The sequence below is a fragment of the Neisseria sp. HMSC056A03 genome (genome assembly GCF_001815685.1).
GTDB lineage: Bacteria > Pseudomonadota > Gammaproteobacteria > Burkholderiales > Neisseriaceae > Neisseria > Neisseria subflava.
Genome location: NZ_KV821626.1, coordinates 36,650 through 54,929, shown reverse-complemented (window position 1 = coordinate 54,929; position 18,280 = coordinate 36,650). Strand labels below are relative to the sequence as shown.

Genomic DNA, 18,280 nt, shown 5'->3' with positions numbered 1-18,280 from the left:
GGCCGTCTGAAACTTTCAGACGGCCTTTTTTTCATTCGATATCAACCCAACAAATCCCAAGCAAACTTTCCAATGGTCAGACACAGCAGCAACATAAATCCGTAACGCAGCAGCTTGGTTCCGCCGCGCATTGCCAAGCGCGCGCCGACCATGCCGCCACACAAATTCGCCACTGCCAACGGTATCGCCCATGCCCACACAACATGGCCTTGCGGGATAAAAAACGTCAGCGCGGCAAGATTGGTGGTCGAATTGATGACCTTTGCCGAGGCGTTGGCCGCTAAAAAATCATAGCCGTAAAAGCGAACGAACACAAAAGCCAGCAGGCTGCCTGTTCCCGGCCCGAACACACCGTCGTAAAACCCGATTAACGCGCCGAAAAATAAGCCCCATAAGGTTTCGCGGCGCGTCAGCTTTTCAGTGCGCACCGTCTGCCCCAAGTCTTTTTTCAAAAAAGTGTACAGACACATGGCAATCATGATGACCAACATTGCCGGTTTCATATATTGCACGGGGAAATACACCACCGTTTTCGCGCCCAAATATGAAGCGGCAAATGCTAAAGCCGCGGCAGGCAGCAGCATTTTCCACGGCACGGGAATTCGGCGCAGATATTGCCCCGTCGCAGTCAAAGTGCCGCAGCAGGAAGCAAATTTATTGACACCCATCACCGAGGCCACAGGCGTAGCGTTTGGCAATAGGTTGAACAATCCGGGAATCTGCAACAGCCCACCGCCGCCAACCGCCGCATCCATCAGCCCGGCGGCAAAGCCGACCAATACCAGATAATAAAAAAACGAATCTGCAAGCATCATATCCATCTCTAAAAAGCAAAGCGATTTTGCGCGTGTTTGCCTGTTCTGACAACCTACAAGGCCGTCTGAAAAACAAGAAACCATATTCTGTTTTCAGACGGCCTTTTGTTATTTGGCAATATTTACCGGCTTATTGCTTGCGCTTGTCCCACCAGGCAAACAAATTGCCCAAAACCGTTCCCGATACAGAGTGCCAAACGCAGGCAACGGCGGCGGCAACGGCAGACTCGGCATTACCGGGGAAGAATTTAGCGCTCAAACCGGTGGCAAGTCCGGCATTTTGTACGCCGACTTCGATGGCAAGGGTGCGTTTTTTGGCGGTATTCATGCCGGTCAGCGCGCCGCTGTAATAGCCGAGGATGTAGCCGCCGATGTTGTGGGCAGCAATGGCAAGTACCATCACGAAGGCGGATTCGGCGAAACGGTGGCCGTGAACGGCTGCGACACCGCCGACGATGCAGGCAAACGCAACAACGGCAACAGCAGGCATAATCGCGCGCACGTCTTCAAACCAATGTTTTTTATGCAGCAAGATATTGGCAACAGAGCCGATAACGACAGGCAACAGGGTAACGATCAGCATAAATTTGAACATACCCCAGCCGTCCATTTCGACGGTTTGTCCGACCAAATAAGTCATCCACAGCGGCGTCATCACAGGCGCGAGGACGGTGGAAACCGTGGTCATGCCGACTGAAAAGGCGACATCGCCTTTAGCCAAAAAACTCATGATATTGGACGAAACGCCGCCCGGACAAGTACCGACCAAAACCAAACCCAGCGTCAATCCAGGCGAAAGGTCAAAGGCCTTGGCAATACCGATGGCGAGCAGCGGCATGATGGTGTATTGAGCGATTGCGCCGATGAAAATATCGAGCGGACGTTGCGCCAAAATTTGATAATCTTCTTTGCCCAAAGTCATACCCATACCCAGCATGATGATGCCGAGTACGACGACTTGCGTATCGCCTTTTACCCACGAAAAAGTGGCAGGTTCGATAAAGGCGATGATAGAAGCAAGGACGATGATCAGGGCGGTGAAGCGGGTCATTTGCCGACTGATGGCGGTCATAAAGTTCATTATTTTTCTCCTGTGTATGTTTTTATCATGACAATAATTACCATAATTTAACACATGTTAACTCTTGTGCGCAATTACAGTAGCGTAACAGGAAACCTACCATCCAATAATGTTTAAAAACAAACCACACCGATTCCACCCAATATCAACACAAAGGCCGTCTGAAACTTTTCAGACGGCCTTATCCTATCCGTTCATCATCGATTTATTCGATATTTTGAACCTGTTCGCGCATTTGCTCGATCAAGACTTTCAGTTCAACCGACGCTTGCGTACATTCAGCGGCGATGGCTTTACTGCCCAAGGTATTGGCCTCACGGTTCAACTCTTGCATCAGGAAATCCAAACGTTTGCCTGCGCTGCCCTTGCCTTCGGTAACGATACGGCGCACTTCGGCGATATGAGTGCGCAAACGGCTGAATTCTTCATCCACATCGGATTTTTGAATAAACAAAGCAAATTCCTGTTGCAAGCGGTCGTTATCGATGTTGCCGACGGCTTCTGCCAAACGGGCTTTGACTTTGTCCATATGCGCTTGCAGCAGGCTTGGGAACAGCTCGTTCAAAGCATCCACAATCTCTTCCATACCGTCCAGACGTTGCAATAAATGTTCGCCCAGCTTTTTGCCTTCACGTTTGCGGGCGGCAGTAAACTCTTTCAACGCGCCGGTCAATAAATCTTTGACACCTTTCGCCAAAGCCTCGGAGTCTTCGCCCTGACCTGCCAAAACGCCGGGAAAACGCAAAACGTCGGCTACGCTCAGCTTGCCGAAATTGTGTTCCTTGCGCCATTCTTTGTTCAAATGCGCCAGTTGTGCGACTAAATCCTGATTGACTTCCAAAGTCTGACCGCCCGAAGCCGCATCTTGCAGCTGAACACGGCATTCCAATTTACCGCGCGCCACGGCCGCGGCAATCTGCTCGCGCAACGCGCCTTCCAAATAGCGCAACTCTTCCGGCATACGGAATTGGACATCCAAATAACGATGGTTGACCGCACGGATTTCCAAATTAATCCGCTTGCCGCCGCATTCGCCTGCGGCATTGGCAAAGCCGGTCATGCTGTGGATTTGAATAGTTCGTCTTGTAGCCATGGTTTTACTCCGTTTCCAAATACGAGTGAAAGTATGGACACTATAACACACCCGACCGACGATTTTCAGACGGCCTTTGATGCCAAATTCCTCTATAATTCAAAGCAACCTGTTTTTTATTCTCCCCAAAGGACCATCATGAGCAACTACACCCGCACCGGCCGCGCCGCCGACAGCCTGCGCAACATCAAAATCACCCCCAATTTCCTGCCACACGCCGACGGCTCCTGCCTTATCGAGTGCGGCAACACCAAAGTGATTTGCACTGCCTCCATCGACGAAAACGTTCCTCCTTTTCTACGCGGTAAAGAACAAGGCTGGGTAACGGCTGAATACGGCATGTTGCCGGCCTCCACCGCCTCCCGTATGCGCCGTGAAGCCGCCGCAGGCAAACAGTCCGGCCGCACACAAGAAATCCAACGCCTAATCGGCCGCTCGCTGCGCGCCGTCGTCGACCTGGAAAAACTCAGCGAACGCCAAATCCTAATTGACTGCGACGTTATCCAAGCCGACGGCGGCACGCGTACCGCTTCCATTACCGGCGCCTACGTTGCCCTGCAAATCGCCGTAGACAAACTCCTTTCAGACGGCCTTATCAGCGAAAACCCCATCCGAGAAGCCGTTGCCGCCGTTTCTGCCGGCGTGGTGGGCGGTGTACCGCTTTTGGACTTGGACTATCCCGAAGATTCAGGCTGCGACAGCGACGTTAACATCATCATGACCGCATCCGGCAAAATCATCGAAATCCAAGGTACGGCCGAAGGCGCACCGTTTAGCATCGAAGAATTGGGCAAACTCATTGCCCTCGCGCATAAAGGCATTGCCGAATTGGTTCAACACCAGCAGGCAGCCCTTTTAGCCCGATAATCAGCAAGGCCGTCTGAAAACTTTCAGACGGCCTTTTTCAACAAAATCCTTTTATGCGCATTTACTCAAAAAAGCGCGTTCTATCCTTGAATTCCATGTAAAAAATAGTAATAATAACCCTTTTTCCAGCAAACCAAGCTGCCCGACAACCCCCACAAGAAAGCACGAAACATGGCGTTAATCGTACATAAATACGGCGGCACATCAGTAGGCTCGCCCGAACGCATCAAAAACGTAGCCAAACGTGTCGCCAAAGCCCGCGCCGAAGGACACGACATCGTAGTCGTCGTATCCGCCATGAGCGGTGAAACCAACCGACTGGTCGCACTGGCGCACGAAATGCAAGAGCATCCCGATCCGCGTGAGCTGGACGTCGTTCTCGCTACCGGCGAACAAGTGACCATCGGCCTGCTGGCCATGGCCCTGAAAGACATCGGCGTTGACGCCAAGAGCTACACCGGCTGGCAAGTCGCCCTCCAAACCGACACTTCCCACACCAAAGCCCGCATCGAAAACATCGACGACGAAAAAATGCGTGCCGATTTGGCCGCCGGAAAAGTCGTTATCGTAGCCGGTTTCCAAGGCATCAGCAGCGAAGGTAATATCTCAACCCTCGGCCGCGGCGGTTCGGACACCTCCGCCGTTGCCATCGCCGCAGCCCTCAAAGCCGACGAATGCCAAATTTACACCGACGTGGACGGCGTTTACACCACCGACCCGCGCGTCGTACCCGAAGCGCGCCGCATGGACACGGTTACATTTGAAGAAATGATCGAATTGGCAAGCCTCGGCTCGAAAGTCTTGCAAATCCGTTCCGTAGAATTCGCCGGAAAATACAAAGTGCGCCTGCGCGTACTGAGCAGCCTGCAAGACGGCGGCAACGGCACCTTAATTACCTTTGAAGAGGACGAAAACATGGAAAGAGCAGCCGTAACCGGTATCGCATTCGATAAAAACCAAGCACGCATCAACGTACGCGGCGTACCTGACAAACCCGGCGTTGCCTACCAAATCCTCGGCGCAGTGGCCGATGCCAACATCGAAGTCGACATGATCATCCAAAATGTCGGCAGCGAAGGCACAACCGACTTCTCCTTCACCGTTCCACGCGGCGACTACAAACAAACCATCGAACTGCTGCAACAACGCCAAGACAGCATCGGTGCCGCCTACATCGACGGCGACGACACCGTATGCAAAGTCTCCGCTGTCGGCTTGGGCATGCGTTCACACGTCGGCGTAGCAGCCAAAATCTTCCGCACCCTCGCAGAAGAAGGCATCAACATCCAAATGATTTCAACTTCCGAAATCAAAGTATCCGTCCTGATTGACGAAAAATACATGGAACTGGCTACCCGCGTTCTGCATAAAGCATTCGACTTAGGTAACTAATTCCAGCCTATTAAAAAGGCCGTCTGAAACTTTATTGTTTCAGACGGCCTTTTATATTAAAACTTTGCTGTTTCAATACTCAATCCTTCCCTTCTCTCGAAAAATGCTCAATCTCAAATCCACTCTGACGATAAGCTCGGAAACGGTCTCGGGCTTCGGCTAAATCTTCCAAGCTGTTGCCCACAATTTCAAGGATACGGTTTGGAATGGCCGGGGCTTGGCTCCAAAAATCGGCAGACAGGTTCAAAACCGTGCAATCTTGCGGAATATTCGGCAATGCGTTTCCAAACGCAAGCAATACCGGCGTTTCAGACGGCATGGGGTCGGTAGGCAGCCAGACTTCATGCGGAATAAAGCTTTCGGGAATCTGCTGCCATAAATCAACGTCTAGTTGCTGCACTGCCGCAGAAGAATCCGACCACACCAAAATCTGCCCGCCATCGCGTATGGCGCGCGCAATCAGGCGGCAGGCAAAGGCGGCCGGTTGGGCGACGTGTGTATAAAAAGTGGCTTTAGGCATGGCGTATTCTTTCGTTTGAGCAATGGATTTGCCGTTTTCAGACGGCCTTTTTGGTTTTCAACAATCTCAAGGCATTGCCCAACACCAGCAGCGAGCTGAAACTCATGCCGAGCGCGGCAATCCACGGGGTAACGTAACCAAATACGGCCAATGGAACGGCAACCAGATTGTATGCGCTCGCCCAAGTCAGGTTTTGACGGATGATTTGATGGGTGCGGCGTGCCTGTTCCATCATCACGGGCAAAACGTTCAAATCATCATTGAGCAAAACCACATCCGCACCATCTCGCGCTACATCGGCACTTGTAGCCACTGCGGCAGACACATCAGCTTGGGCAAGGACGGGGGCATCGTTGATACCGTCACCAATCATCATGACTTTACGTCCTTGTTTTTGCAGATTTTCCACATAAGCCAGCTTGTCTTCAGGCGTGGCTTCGGCACGATAGGCATCTAAACCCAGTTCTTGCGCAACTTGGGCTACGGCAGCTTGACGGTCGCCGCTTAAAAGGTGCAGACGGATGCCGTGTTGTTTCAGGTTTTGCAGCATTTCAGCGACGCTGTCTTTGATTTGGTCTTCCAGCAAAAAGGCCGTCTGAAAACCGCTTTGATTGCCCAAGAAAATAATGCCGCCTGTGTGGTCGATATGTGCAAATACTTCGGGAAGATTACTGGCAATTTCCGAGACAAACGCCGCTTTGCCCAAAGCCCAAACTTGGGTTTCGCCATCAAATTCGATTTGCGCGCTGACACCGTGTCCGATACGGTTGACCCGTTGCTGCACTTTCACATCAAGCGCGGATACAGGGCCGTCTGAAAGGGTATGATTCAAAATGGCACGGGCGATGGGATGTTCGGATTGCTGCTCCAATGCTTGGGCCACAGCAAGGGCTTGGGCTTCGTTCAGACGGCCTGCGGACAACATACGGCTGACGGAGAGCTGCCCTTTGGTCAGCGTACCGGTTTTATCGAACACGACATCGTCAATTTGGGCAAGCGTTTCCAGGCTTTGTTTGCCGCTGATGAGAATACCGTCTTTGGCAAGCGCACCGGTCGAAGCAGCCAGCGCGGTCGGGGTAGCGAGCGACAAGGCACACGGGCAGGTAATGACCAGCAGGGCAACGGTAATCCACAAGGCGGTGTGTGCGTCTGCATACCAAGCCCAGCCGATAAAAACGGGAATCGCAAGCAAAAGTTCGCCAAACACAAAACTGGACGCATATTTTTCGGCCAACTCGGCGGCACGCGGTTTTTGAGCCAGCGCGCGGTCGAGCAGTTTAACGATATGGGACAGGCGCGTGTTGCCGCCGGTATGATCGGTGCGGATGATTAAAGGGCTGCTGGTGTTGAGTGTACCGGCGGTTACTTTTTCAGACGGCCTTTTCACGCTGGGCAGGCTTTCGCCGGTCAACATGGCTTCGTTAACTTCACTCTCACCGGACAAAACCGTACCATCCACCGGAATGACTTCGCCGGGTTTCACAACAATCGTATCGCCGATATTGAGGCGGACGACCGCGGCTTCCTCGATGGCATCGCTTTCAGGATAAGACGGCAAACGGTGGCAGAATGCCGGAACCAGTTTGACCAACCGCTCCGCCGCATCGCCTGCTTTGCGTCGGGCAATCTGTTCCATAAAACGCCCGCCCAACAGAAAAAACAGCAACATGGCAATGGATTCAAAATACATGCCCTGCCCTGCGTTGGTAGCCAGGCTGTAAATACCGGCGATAAAGGTCATCACAATGGCAATGGCAATCGGCGTATCCATGCCGACACGGCGGTTTTTCCAGTCGCGCCAGGCGCCGCGGTAAAACGGCAACGCGCTGTAAAACACAACGGGCAACACCATCAAAAAGCCGCCCCAATGCAGGATTTCCAAATAAAGCGGCTCGATGTCGCCGCCGTAAAAATAAGTCGGCAGGGCAAACATCATCGTTTGCATCATGCCCAGACCGGCCACGGCCAATCTGACGATAAACTGTTTGCGTTCCTTCTGCGCCTGCGCTTCGATTTTTTGCGCATCATAAGGCGCGGCGGTATAACCGGTTTGGCGGATTTTAAGCAAAATGTCCGACAATTCGATGTGGGCGCTGTCCCACACCACGCGGCAGCGGTGGGTGCTGTAATTCAAATCCACGCGTACTACGCCCTTCATACGCAACAACTGCTGCTCAATCAGCCACACACACGCGGCGCAGGTAATGCCGCCCAGCATCAACACCGCCTCGCGCTCATTCCCTGCGCCGACCTCGACAAAATCAGCCTGCACTTCGGGCAAATCGTACAGCTTTAATTGCGACAACACTTCCGGTGGCGGCAATTCGGATTTTTCCGCGTCTGCGGTACGCTGTTTGTAATAATTGCCCAAACCTGCATCGATGATACTCTGCGCCACCGCTTGGCAACCGGCGCAGCAGGTTTCGTGTTCTTCGTCTTCAAAACGAACCGTCAGATGCAGATGCTCCGGGACTTCAAGTCCGCAATGGAAGCAGTTTTTTTGGGGATGTGTGGAAGATGTCATAATGTGTTCGATTTATTTTTCAGACGGCCTGAAACAATCATCTCAGGGTGTTACATTTTAGCAAAAAGCGTTTTTCCGCCTAATTTCATTTACTTTTGAATTAATAGACTGTCGAATTTTATAAAAAATATGGAAAACAAAGTATTGACCGTTTATCAAATGATGAACGGTAACATATAAATACCGTTTATCTTTAAAAACTTCCAATTATTTTAATGTAAAAATGGAACTTTTTTAAAAATTCAAATATATTTTTTATTGACCTCAATCCATTTAAGCAGCATACTTTAGGCATTCCGCGAAGACGGAAATAAAAAACACACATTTACTTATAAAACTAACTTATTGGGAAACCTCACCATGATTGATCGCCTTATGCCTATCTTCGCCGTTATCGGCATTTTGTCCAGCACCGTATACCTGAGCCTCGCCGCTTGGATGCTTTACGAAAGTGTGTTCAAAAAGAAAAGCCCTCTGTCGGCATAATCCTCGGATTTAAAATTTTACGGTAAGGCCGTCTGAACATTCAGACGGCCTTGTTTCATTCCAACTATCAAGCACTTTTCTGTACGGCTAATTCAATCATCGCTTCGCGCAAACCATCCAAGCCCAAACTTTCGGCGACGGAAACATTCACGCCGACGGCATGCCCGGAGTTGTCGCGCAAAATGCCTGCTTCACGCATACCCGACGGCAGCAAATCGATTTTGTTGTACACCACCAATTGCGGAATTTCATGCGCACCAATTTCTTCCAAGACTTCGTTGACATCGTCCATCTGCCGTTCAAAATCGGGATTGGACGCATCAACGACGTGCAGTAGCACATCCGCCATCGCCGTCTCTTCCAAAGTAGCGGAAAACGCCGACACCAGCTTGTGCGGCAAATCGCGGACGAAGCCGACGGTATCGGTCAAAATCACGCTCGCCTCATGCGACAGGAAAAGCCGACGCGCAGTGGTATCCAAAGTGGCGAACAACTGGTCTTTCGCCAATACGTCCGCTTTGGTCAGGCGGTTGAACAGGCTGGATTTTCCGGCGTTGGTATAGCCGACAATGGCAAAGGTTTTCAGACGGCCGCTCATGCGTGATTTGCGGCGTGTGGCGCGTTGTTTGCGGACATCGGCAAGCTGTTTTTTCAATGCCGTGATTTTTTGTCCGATTAAACGGCGGTCGGTTTCCAGCTGGGTTTCGCCCGGCCCTTTCAAGCCGATACCGCCCTTCTGACTTTGCAAATGTCCATAACCGCGTACCAGCCGTCCGCTCAAATGGTTCAGCTGGGCCAATTCCACCTGCAACTTACCTTCCTGCGACTGGGCGCGTTTGGCGAAAATCGCCAAAATCAAACCCACTCTGTCGAGGACGCGGCATTGAAGCTCTTTTTCCAGATTACGCTCTTGTGTCGGCGTGAGTTCGTGGTTGAACACGACCAGTCCGACATCATGCTGCTTGACCACTGCCGCCAACTCTTCCGCCTTGCCCGTACCGACAAACAAAGCCGGATGCGGTTTGTCACGGCGTGAAGTTTCGATAGAAACCAAATCGCCGCCGGCCGCACTCACCAATTCTGCCGCTTCGGTCAAGGCCGTCTGAAAGCCGCGCTCGCGCGTTTCGTTTGCGCCGGAATAGTCCGCCGTCAGCATTACGCCGACCAAGAGGACGCGTTCGGGCTGCTCCAAAGATTTATCGACGGAAAACAGATTGCGCTTGCTCAAAAATTTTCCTTTCAGACGGCCTGACGGCTGAGTCAAAGTGCCGATTAACGGTTTTTCAAAATATCGGCGAAATATTCGGTCACTTCTGCCAAACGTCCGCCCTGCGCGGCATAAGGCTGCATTACGGCCACCAGCTGCTCCAACACTTCGCGCGTTTCGGTTTGCGCGTGTTCGCGGTAGAGCCACATATTTTGCATGGTTACCGTGGTCAATGCCTCGCGTACATTAAGCAGGAGCAAGTGTCTGCAAGACTCATAGCCTTGACGCAAATCGCCGGCGGCATAGGCGGTAACCGACAATTCATAGTCGATGTCCAACTGATAAACATTGCTTTGGACAAAAAGAATATCGTCTGTTGGGAACGGGATACGTTTCGCCATCAGGCCGATCGCATGGGAAATGCGGTATTTCCCTTCCTGACGCAGCATGGTTTGTGCAAGGTAGAGACACTCGGCACGGCGCGGATTGTAATCGTAGCCTGCCAACCAAGTCGCCAAGGCTTCATCGCGTTTGCCCATTAATTTGTAGCACTCGCCCAGCTGTTGGTAAGAAACCGTCACTTCCTCGATCCAACCGCCCAACTCAATGCGTTTTTTAAACCATTCGCTCGCACGCTCGGGCATATCAGAGTCCCAATAAGAACGTGCCGCATAAAAGGCGTAACGCGGTTTCAGGTCTTCATCTTCAGGGCTGTAAAACGCTTTTTCCAAAGAAACGGCATCAAGCAGGTATTTGTTCGCCATATTGCTGCGTGCGCCAAAACGGCCGCTGAGAACCGTATAGTCGCCATGAAGCGTGGCTTCGCTGGTATCTTGTTTGTCGGTTTCGATAAATTCATGCAACACGCCGCGCCAATAGAATGTTCCGTCATTGCGCAACAACAGCGGACGGTAATAAACCACGCTGCCCATAGCATTTCTCATGCGGAGGCGGTAGCGGTCGGCGATCAGTTCGGGTAATTCCAATTTGCCTTCAAAGCGGTCGTCCGCATCAAAAATCAACACGTAATCGGTTTTGCCTTTTGCGTGTTTCAACGCCTGATTGCGGTTGTATGCAAAATTTTGCCAACCATCATGATGAATCTCGCCCGCGATGCCTTTTACATCGAAAAAGCGACGGATTACGCCGACGGTATCATCGGTCGAGCCGGTGTCGCTGATGACATAGTAGTCAAGTTTGATGTGGTCGGTGATGTTGGCCAGTGTTTCTTCGATGATTGCCGCTTCGTTTTTGACAATCATATTCAAGCAGATGGTTTGGAACATTTTCAATAGCCGCATTGGTTTGGAAAGGTATTATTTTACTTTAGCATTTTGTTTTTTGCACACAAAATACTCAGGCCGTCTGAAGATTGCCTTTCAGACGGCCTGAAGTTTATTTTGCCTTATCTTTTTTCCTGACGGCGTATCAGATATACCGCCAACAGTGCAAACAAAACCGTCGGCAATGCGCCTGCCAAAAACGGCGGCACGCCGTACAACTGGCTGGTAAAGCCGAAGAGCCGTCCGGCAAAGTGAAACAGCAAACCGAGACAGATACCGCCGAAAAGTTTCAAGCCCATATTGCCGTGGCGCGTGGTTTGCGGGGTAAAGGCGAAAGCAACAAGCGCCATCACCCATGCGGCAACGGGATACACCAGCTTGCGCCACCATGCGATGGCATAGACTTGGGTATTTTGGTTGTTTTTTTCCAGATGGTCGATGTAGGTGGTCAATTCGCCGACAGACATTTGGTCGGGCTTGACGAGCAATACATCCATCAGGTTGCGTTTGACGGAAATCGGCCAGTTTTCTTCGGCGGCAGTAGAAACATCGACTTTATCTTCGCCCAATATGCTGCGGCGGATATTTTTCAGCTGCCAGCTGCCGTCGGGATTTAAAACGGCTGATTCTGCTTCCGCCGCTTGGATCAGTTCGTTTTTATCGTTGCGCTCCCAAATTTTGATGTCCAAAAGCGTATGGTCGGGCAACATTTCGCGCACGTTGATAATGCTGTTTTTTTCTTTCAGCCAAAGGCCGGTATTGCCGGTACTGATTTTGCCGTTGATGGCGGCGGCTTTGATGTTTTCGGCTTTTTGACTCAGCGTGGGGGCAACCCATTCGCCAAGAGCAACGGTGGCAATGGCGAAAATCAAACCTAACTGCGACAGAATCAACAGCAGCTTTTTGGTGCTCATACCGCTGGCTTTGATAACGGTCAGCTCGCTGCCGGAAGCCAGTTGGCTGAGGGAAATCAGGCCGCCGATCAAAACGGCAAGCGGCATCAGTTCATATGCACGCGCAGGCATCTGCATTAAAACATACTGCCCCAATTTTGCGCCGTTATAGCTGCCTTTTCCAAGATCGCCGACTTCGTTGATGATTTCAAAAAAGCTGTACAAAGCGAGGAAGGCTAGGAGGGCGTAAACCGCCATAACCGCCATTTGACGGATGATGTAACGTGAAATCAGGTTCATTTTCCGCCTTTCAATGTCAGACTTTTGGCAACCGCCTGCCAGAAGGGTTGGCTAGGCATACTGCGCACGCGCAGCAGGACAACGGCAATCACGAACATGATGATGTGCATAGGCAGCAGTCCGAGCCAGAAATGGATTTTGCCGTCTTCCACAGCATTGCGCAGGAAGGTCAGCCCGTTTTGGTAAACCAAAAACAAACCGATGGCAATCAGGATATTGTAGGTATGGCCGCTGCGCGGATTGAAATAGGAAAGCGGCACGGCAAGCAGGCACAACAGCAAAACACTGACGGTCAAGGAAATACGCCACATCAATTCCGCCTGGTGTTGGGGATTGCTGCTGCCAATCAGTTGGGCAGTCGGAATGGTACGGCGGTGTGATACAGGGTCGATGAGTTTGGGCGTGGTGCTGATAATCAGGCTGAGGTGTTGGAAAGAAACGCGGTTGTAATCGGCTTTGCCGGGCGTACCGCTGTAACGGTAGCCGTCGCGTAATTCAAGCGTGCGTTTGTTGTCGGTCAGCGAAAAATTGCCCTCTTTGGCAAAAACGATGTTGTCGTTGCCGTTTTTGTCCTGCTCGCGCAGGAATAGGTTTTTCATGATGCCGGATTCGGTATCGAAGGTTTCGACAAAATAAACCCTGCCGTTGCGCTTACCCAAGTTATTGAACTCGCCGGCCTCCACCAAAGACAATTCCTGCTTCTGCTTCAAAATTTCGGCATATTCGCGGCTGCGCAACTCTGCCCACGGCATCACCCAAAGCTGCATGACGGCAATCAAAATGGCAAACGGCACGGCAAACTGCATGACCGGACGTATCCATTGTTTCAATGCCAATCCGCAGGAAAGCCAAACCGACATCTCGCTGTCGCGCCAGTAGCGGGTCAATACGGTCAACGTACTGATAAATGCAGTCAACACCAGCAAAAGCGGGGTCATGCCGATTACCCAGAAGCCGACCAAGGCCAACACGGCATCGATGGCGACACGCCCGTCGGCTGCGCGGCCAAGCAGGTTGATGGCCTGCGTGGACACCAATACCGCCAAGAGGACGACAAAGATGCCGACAGCGGTAAAGGAAAGTTCTTTAATAAAGTTTCTTTGGTAAATCATAAGATTGAGCGTGGTATACGGTTTATGGGAAACCTATATTTATTAATAAGGCTTCAGACGGCATGACACAAATGGAGTACAATGATTTTCATCTGTTCGGACGGTTGGTCAACATGCCGTCTGAACAACCGACAACCGTTCCAATCAGGAGAATAAACGTGAAATTTAGCACAAAAGCCGAAACTTTGCAGGCTCAACAGGCAGGTGCGCAATTATTTGTCTGCGCCGAAGCATCGCAACTGAGCAACCCGACTGCCCTCGCCCTCTTCGCTTCCCTTGAAGAAGGTCAAAATTTCGCCGACACCAAAATCCCGACGGACAACGGTTTGCAAGCCATTGCCATTGCCCGCCTCGATAAAACCGACCGCGCCGCGTTGAACAAAGCCGCAGCCGAAGCCGCCAAATGGACGCAAAATCAAGAAACGGTCAATGTGGACGTTCATGCCTTTGAAGAAGCGCAAGCAGCAGCCGTTGCCGAAGCGTTTGCGATTGCGTTCGGCAATGCCGCCTACCGTTTCGACCGCTACAAAAAAGAAGCCAAACCGGCCAAATTTGCAGAAGCCGTGTTCCACAGCACACACGAAGCCGCCGTCAAAGAAGCGCTGCGCGTCGCGGAAGCGCAGGTTTACGGACAAAGCCTCTGCCGCGATTTGGGCAATGCAGCGCCCAACGAATGCACGCCCGAATTTTTAGCGCGCACCGCCAAAGCCGAAGCCGAAAAACTGGGCGCACATGCCAAAATCATTGAAAAAGACTACATCAAAGAAAACATGGGTTCGTTCTGGTCTGTCGCCAAAGGCAGCATCGAGGATCCATATTTGGTCGAACTAAGCTATTTCGGTGCAGCCGACAAAGAAGCCGCGCCTGTGGTATTGGTCGGCAAAGGCATTACCTTCGACACCGGCGGCATTTCCCTCAAACCCGGTCTGAACATGGACGAAATGAAGTTCGACATGTGCGGCGCGGCAACCGTCATCAGCACCTTCTGCGCCGCCGTCAAACTGCAACTGCCGATCAACCTGATTGCCATCGTCGCCACTTGTGAAAACATGCCTTCCGGCGCAGCCAACAAACCAGGCGACGTCGTGAAAAGCATGAAAGGCTTGACCATCGAAGTGTTGAACACAGATGCCGAAGGCCGTCTGATTTTATGTGACGCGCTTACTTACGCCGAACAATTCAAACCTAAAGCCGTTATCGACGTCGCCACCCTGACCGGCGCGTGCATTATCGCCCTGGGTCATGACGTCAGCGGCGTGATGGGCAACAATCAAGATTTGGTCGACAGCCTGCTCGCCGCCTCCCGCAACGTGGACGACAAAGCATGGCAACTGCCGCTCTTTGAGACCTACAAAGACCAGCTCAAATCCAACTTTGCCGACATTCCAAACATCGGCACGCCGGGTGCAGGTACGATTACCGCCGCAACATTCCTGTCTTACTTTACCGAAGACTATCCATGGGCACACCTCGACATCGCAGGTACCGCATGGAAATCCGGCGGTGAAAAAGGCGCGACCGGCCGCCCTGTTCCTTTATTGTTGAACTATCTGCGCAATGTGAAATAAATCTTGGGGGGAAGCCTGCGGGGTTACACATTTCAACCCCGCAGGCCGTCTGAAAACGGAATCCGCATTATCTGACTCAACCTGACAAACGGAAAACCACCATGAAACCACTATTTGCCGTATTATCTGTCGCTCTTCTGCTCGGCACATCCATAAGCGCTCAAGCTGCCGAACAAACCACCCCCACCGACCGCAGCATCCAAGTGTACAAAAAAGCCGACTTAGCAGAATGGAACCGCGAAAACGCAGCCGGAGGCCAAGGCCCGCTGCTCGGCAGCTTTGCCTTCACGCGCCATCAAACCGCCGACCAAGACGCATTCAAAGAAATCGGCTGGCTCACATTACCGCCTGGCGCTTCCATCGGCCAACACAAACATACCGGCAATGAAGACGTTTACATCATCGTATCCGGCAAAGGCCTGTTTACCGATAGTGAAGGCAAACAAACCGAAGTCGGCGCCGGCGACATTACCATCGCCCGCCCCGGCCAGTCCCACGCACTCAAAAACATTGGCAAAAAGCCGTTGGTATTCTTGGATTTGATTGCCGAGACCGCTGGCGCTAAAGCTGCCGAAACCAAGTAATACTTTCAATGAAAACAAACAATCTGCCATGACTTTCTGCCTTACCCAAACCAGGCAGCAGAGAGATTGTTCCGTTTTCATTTAAACCTACATACAAGCTAAAGGCCGTCTGAAAACCACGCTTCGTTTTCAGACGGCCTTTTTTTCTCAAAAATCTTATCATATAAATGATGCAATGTTATATAATAACAGCCTTTCAAAATATGATGAGAAACTAAAATGACACAAACCACACTCAAGCCCATTGTTTTATCTATTCTTTTAATCAGCACTCCCATCCTCTCCCAAGCGCATGAAACCGAGCAGTCTGTTGACTTGGACGAGGTTACCGTCGTCGGTAAAAGCCGTCCGCGCGCCACTTCGGGTCTGTTGCACACTTCGACCGCCTCCGACAAAATCATCTCCGGCGATACCTTGCGCCAAAAAGCCGTCAACTTGGGTGATGCTTTAGACGGCGTACCGGGCATTCATGCCTCGCAATACGGCGGCGGCGCATCCGCTCCCGTTATTCGCGGTCAAACAGGCAGACGGATTAAAGTATTGAACCATCACGGCGAAACGGGCGACATGGCGGACTTCTCGCCCGACCATGCCTTGATGGTGGACAGCGCCTTGTCGCAACAAGTCGAAATCCTGCGCGGTCCGGTTACACTCTTGTACAGCTCGGGCAATGTAGCCGGTTTGGTCGATGTTGCCGATGGCAAAATCCCCGAAAAAATGCCTGAAAACGGCGTATCGGGCGAAGCCGGATTGCGTTTGAGCAGCGGCAATTTGGAAAAACTGACGTCCGCAGGCATCAATATCGGTTTGGGCAACAACTTCGTGCTGCATACCGAAGGCTTGTACCGCAAATCGGGCGATTACGCCGTACCGCGCTATCAAAAAGAAGAAGGCCGTCTGAAACGACTGCCCGACAGCCATGCCGATTCAAAAACAGGCAGCATCGGCCTGTCTTGGGTTGGGGATAAAGGTTTCCTCGGCGTGGCGTACAGCGACCGTCGCGACCGCTACGGCCTGCCTGCCCACAGCCATCTCTACGACGACTGCCACGCCGACATCATCTGGCAGAAAAGTTTGATTAACAAACGCTATTTGCAGCTTTATCCGCACCTCTTGACCGAAGAAGACGTCGATTACGACAATCCGGGTTTGAGCTGCGGTTTCCACGACGATGATAATGCACACACCCATGTCCACAACGGCAAACCGTGGATAGACCTGCGCAACAAACGCTACGAACTCCGCGCCGAATGGAAGCAACCGTTCCCCGGTTTTGAAGCCCTGCGCGTACACCTGAACCGCAATGACTACCACCACGACGAAAAAGCAGGCGATGCAGTAGAAAACTTCTTCAACAATAAAACACACAACGCCCGTATCGAGTTACGCCACCAACCCATAGGCCGTCTGAAAGGCAGCTGGGGCGTGCAATATTTGGGACAAAAGTCCAGCGCGCTTTCCGCCATTCCCGAAACCGTCCAACAACCGATGTTGATTGACAACAATGTGCGCCATTACAGCTTTTTCGGTGTAGAACAGGCAAACTGGGACAACTTCACGCTTGAAGGCGGCGTACGCGTGGAAAAACAAAAAGCCTCCATCCAGTACGACAAAGCATTGATTGATCGGGAAAACTACTACAACCAACCCCTGCCCGACCTCGGTGCGCACCGCCAAACCGCCCGCTCGTTCGCACTTTCGGGCAACTGGTATTTCACGCCACACCACAAACTCAGCCTGACCGCCTCCCATCAGGAACGCCTGCCGTCAACGCAAGAGCTGTACGCACACGGCAAACACGTCGCCACCAACACCTTTGAAGTCGGCAACAAACACCTCAACAAAGAGCGTTCCAACAACATCGAACTCGCGCTGGGCTACGAAGGCGACCGCTGGCAATACAATCTGGCACTCTACCGCAACCGCTTCGGCAACTATATCTACGCCCAAATCCTCAACGACGGACGCGGCCCCAAATCCATCGAAGACGACAGCGAAATGAAGCTCGTGCGCTACAACCAATCCGGCGCAGACTTCTACGGCGCGGAAGGCGAAATCTACTTCAAACCGACACCGCGCTACCGCATCGGCATTTCCGGCGACTATGTACGAGGCCGTCTGAAAAACCTGCCGTCCCTACCCGGCAGGGAAGATGCCTACGGCAACCGTCCTTTCATCGCACAGGATAATCAAAACGCCCCTCGTGTTCCGGCTGCGCGCCTCGGCGTCCACCTGAAAGCCTCGCTGACCGATCGCATCGATGCCAATTTGGACTACTACCGCGTGTTCGCCCAAAACAAACTCGCCCGCTACGAAACGCGCACGCCTGGACACCATATGCTCAACCTGGGCGCAAACTACCGCCGCAATACGCGCTATGGCGAGTGGAATTGGTACGTCAAAGCCGACAACCTGCTCAACCAATCCGTTTACGCCCACAGCAGCTTCCTCTCTGATACGCCGCAAATGGGTCGCAGCTTTACCGGCGGTGTAAACGTGAAGTTTTAAAATCGGACAGGCAAACAAAAAAGGTTTTCAGACGGCCGTCTGAAAAC

The 18,280-nt window shown here is 52.0% G+C and carries 15 protein-coding genes; 6 read left to right on the top strand and 9 right to left on the bottom strand.

What is annotated here, in order from left to right; genetic code table 11:
• Positions 1-41 precede the first annotated feature (41 nt).
• The 3 genes from HMPREF3052_RS05210 to HMPREF3052_RS05200 form a co-directional block, all read right to left on the bottom strand.
• A complete protein-coding gene (locus HMPREF3052_RS05210) occupies positions 42-812 on the bottom strand; it encodes a sulfite exporter TauE/SafE family protein (RefSeq protein WP_070749082.1) in 771 nt (256 codons plus the stop codon).
• A 133-nt stretch (positions 813-945) separates the two neighbouring features.
• Positions 946-1,896: a bile acid:sodium symporter family protein gene (locus HMPREF3052_RS05205; RefSeq protein WP_070748960.1), complete on the bottom strand. Its 951-nt coding sequence runs from the start codon at positions 1,894-1,896 to the stop codon at positions 946-948.
• 205 nt (positions 1,897-2,101) lie between these two features.
• Positions 2,102-2,989, bottom strand: a complete 888-nt coding sequence (locus HMPREF3052_RS05200) for a YicC/YloC family endoribonuclease (RefSeq protein WP_283126958.1) — start codon at positions 2,987-2,989, stop codon at positions 2,102-2,104.
• Between the two features lie 138 nt (positions 2,990-3,127).
• Here HMPREF3052_RS05200 and rph point away from each other — a divergent pair, with 138 nt between their 5' ends.
• Together rph and HMPREF3052_RS05190 are read left to right on the top strand one after the other, a co-directional pair.
• Positions 3,128-3,856, top strand: coding sequence for a ribonuclease PH (rph, locus tag HMPREF3052_RS05195; RefSeq protein WP_070748958.1), 729 nt, complete (start codon positions 3,128-3,130; stop codon positions 3,854-3,856).
• Positions 3,857-4,027: 171 nt separating this feature from the next.
• Positions 4,028-5,248, top strand: coding sequence for an aspartate kinase (locus HMPREF3052_RS05190; RefSeq protein WP_070748956.1), 1,221 nt, complete (start codon positions 4,028-4,030; stop codon positions 5,246-5,248).
• Positions 5,249-5,327: 79 nt separating this feature from the next.
• Here the strand turns inward: HMPREF3052_RS05190 and HMPREF3052_RS05185 are convergent, their stop codons facing one another.
• Positions 5,328-5,768 (bottom strand): DNA polymerase III subunit chi, encoded by a 441-nt coding sequence (locus HMPREF3052_RS05185; RefSeq protein WP_049352710.1) that lies wholly within the window; start codon positions 5,766-5,768, stop codon positions 5,328-5,330.
• Between the two features lie 37 nt (positions 5,769-5,805).
• Entirely contained in the window at positions 5,806-8,292 is a 2,487-nt protein-coding gene (locus HMPREF3052_RS05180) for a heavy metal translocating P-type ATPase (RefSeq protein ID WP_070748954.1), read from the bottom strand.
• 360 nt (positions 8,293-8,652) lie between these two features.
• On the opposite strand from HMPREF3052_RS05180, the gene HMPREF3052_RS12050 reads away from it, so the two are divergent.
• Entirely contained in the window at positions 8,653-8,778 is a 126-nt protein-coding gene (locus HMPREF3052_RS12050; RefSeq protein WP_003678791.1) for a hypothetical protein, read from the top strand.
• 67 nt (positions 8,779-8,845) lie between these two features.
• Here HMPREF3052_RS12050 and hflX read toward each other — a convergent pair whose 3' ends face one another.
• The 4 genes from hflX to lptF all read right to left on the bottom strand — a co-directional run bounded on the left by hflX (position 8,846) and on the right by lptF (position 13,573).
• Positions 8,846-10,006: a GTPase HflX gene (gene hflX, locus HMPREF3052_RS05175; protein WP_070748952.1), complete on the bottom strand. Its 1,161-nt coding sequence runs from the start codon at positions 10,004-10,006 to the stop codon at positions 8,846-8,848.
• A gap of 44 nt (positions 10,007-10,050) precedes the next feature.
• Positions 10,051-11,271 (bottom strand): glycosyltransferase, encoded by a 1,221-nt coding sequence (locus HMPREF3052_RS05170; protein ID WP_283126957.1) that lies wholly within the window; start codon positions 11,269-11,271, stop codon positions 10,051-10,053.
• A gap of 119 nt (positions 11,272-11,390) precedes the next feature.
• Positions 11,391-12,461 (bottom strand): LPS export ABC transporter permease LptG, encoded by a 1,071-nt coding sequence (gene lptG / locus HMPREF3052_RS05165; protein WP_070748950.1) that lies wholly within the window; start codon positions 12,459-12,461, stop codon positions 11,391-11,393.
• Positions 12,458-13,573 carry an LPS export ABC transporter permease LptF gene (lptF, locus tag HMPREF3052_RS05160; protein WP_003686055.1) on the bottom strand — a complete coding sequence of 372 codons (1,116 nt, stop codon included), beginning with the start codon at positions 13,571-13,573 and terminating at the stop codon, positions 12,458-12,460. Before lptF ends, lptG begins: the two co-directional genes overlap by 4 nt.
• A gap of 158 nt (positions 13,574-13,731) precedes the next feature.
• Here lptF and HMPREF3052_RS05155 point away from each other — a divergent pair, with 158 nt between their 5' ends.
• The 3 genes from HMPREF3052_RS05155 to znuD all read left to right on the top strand — a co-directional run bounded on the left by HMPREF3052_RS05155 (position 13,732) and on the right by znuD (position 18,233).
• Positions 13,732-15,141, top strand: a complete 1,410-nt coding sequence (locus HMPREF3052_RS05155; protein ID WP_070748948.1) for a leucyl aminopeptidase — start codon at positions 13,732-13,734, stop codon at positions 15,139-15,141.
• Positions 15,142-15,242: 101 nt separating this feature from the next.
• On the top strand, positions 15,243-15,725 hold the full coding sequence (locus HMPREF3052_RS05150; RefSeq protein WP_070748946.1) for a cupin domain-containing protein: 483 nt from the start codon (positions 15,243-15,245) through the stop codon (positions 15,723-15,725).
• Between the two features lie 219 nt (positions 15,726-15,944).
• Positions 15,945-18,233, top strand: a complete 2,289-nt coding sequence (gene znuD, locus HMPREF3052_RS05140; RefSeq protein WP_070748942.1) for a TonB-dependent zinc receptor ZnuD — start codon at positions 15,945-15,947, stop codon at positions 18,231-18,233.
• The last annotated feature ends 47 nt before the right edge of the window (positions 18,234-18,280 follow it).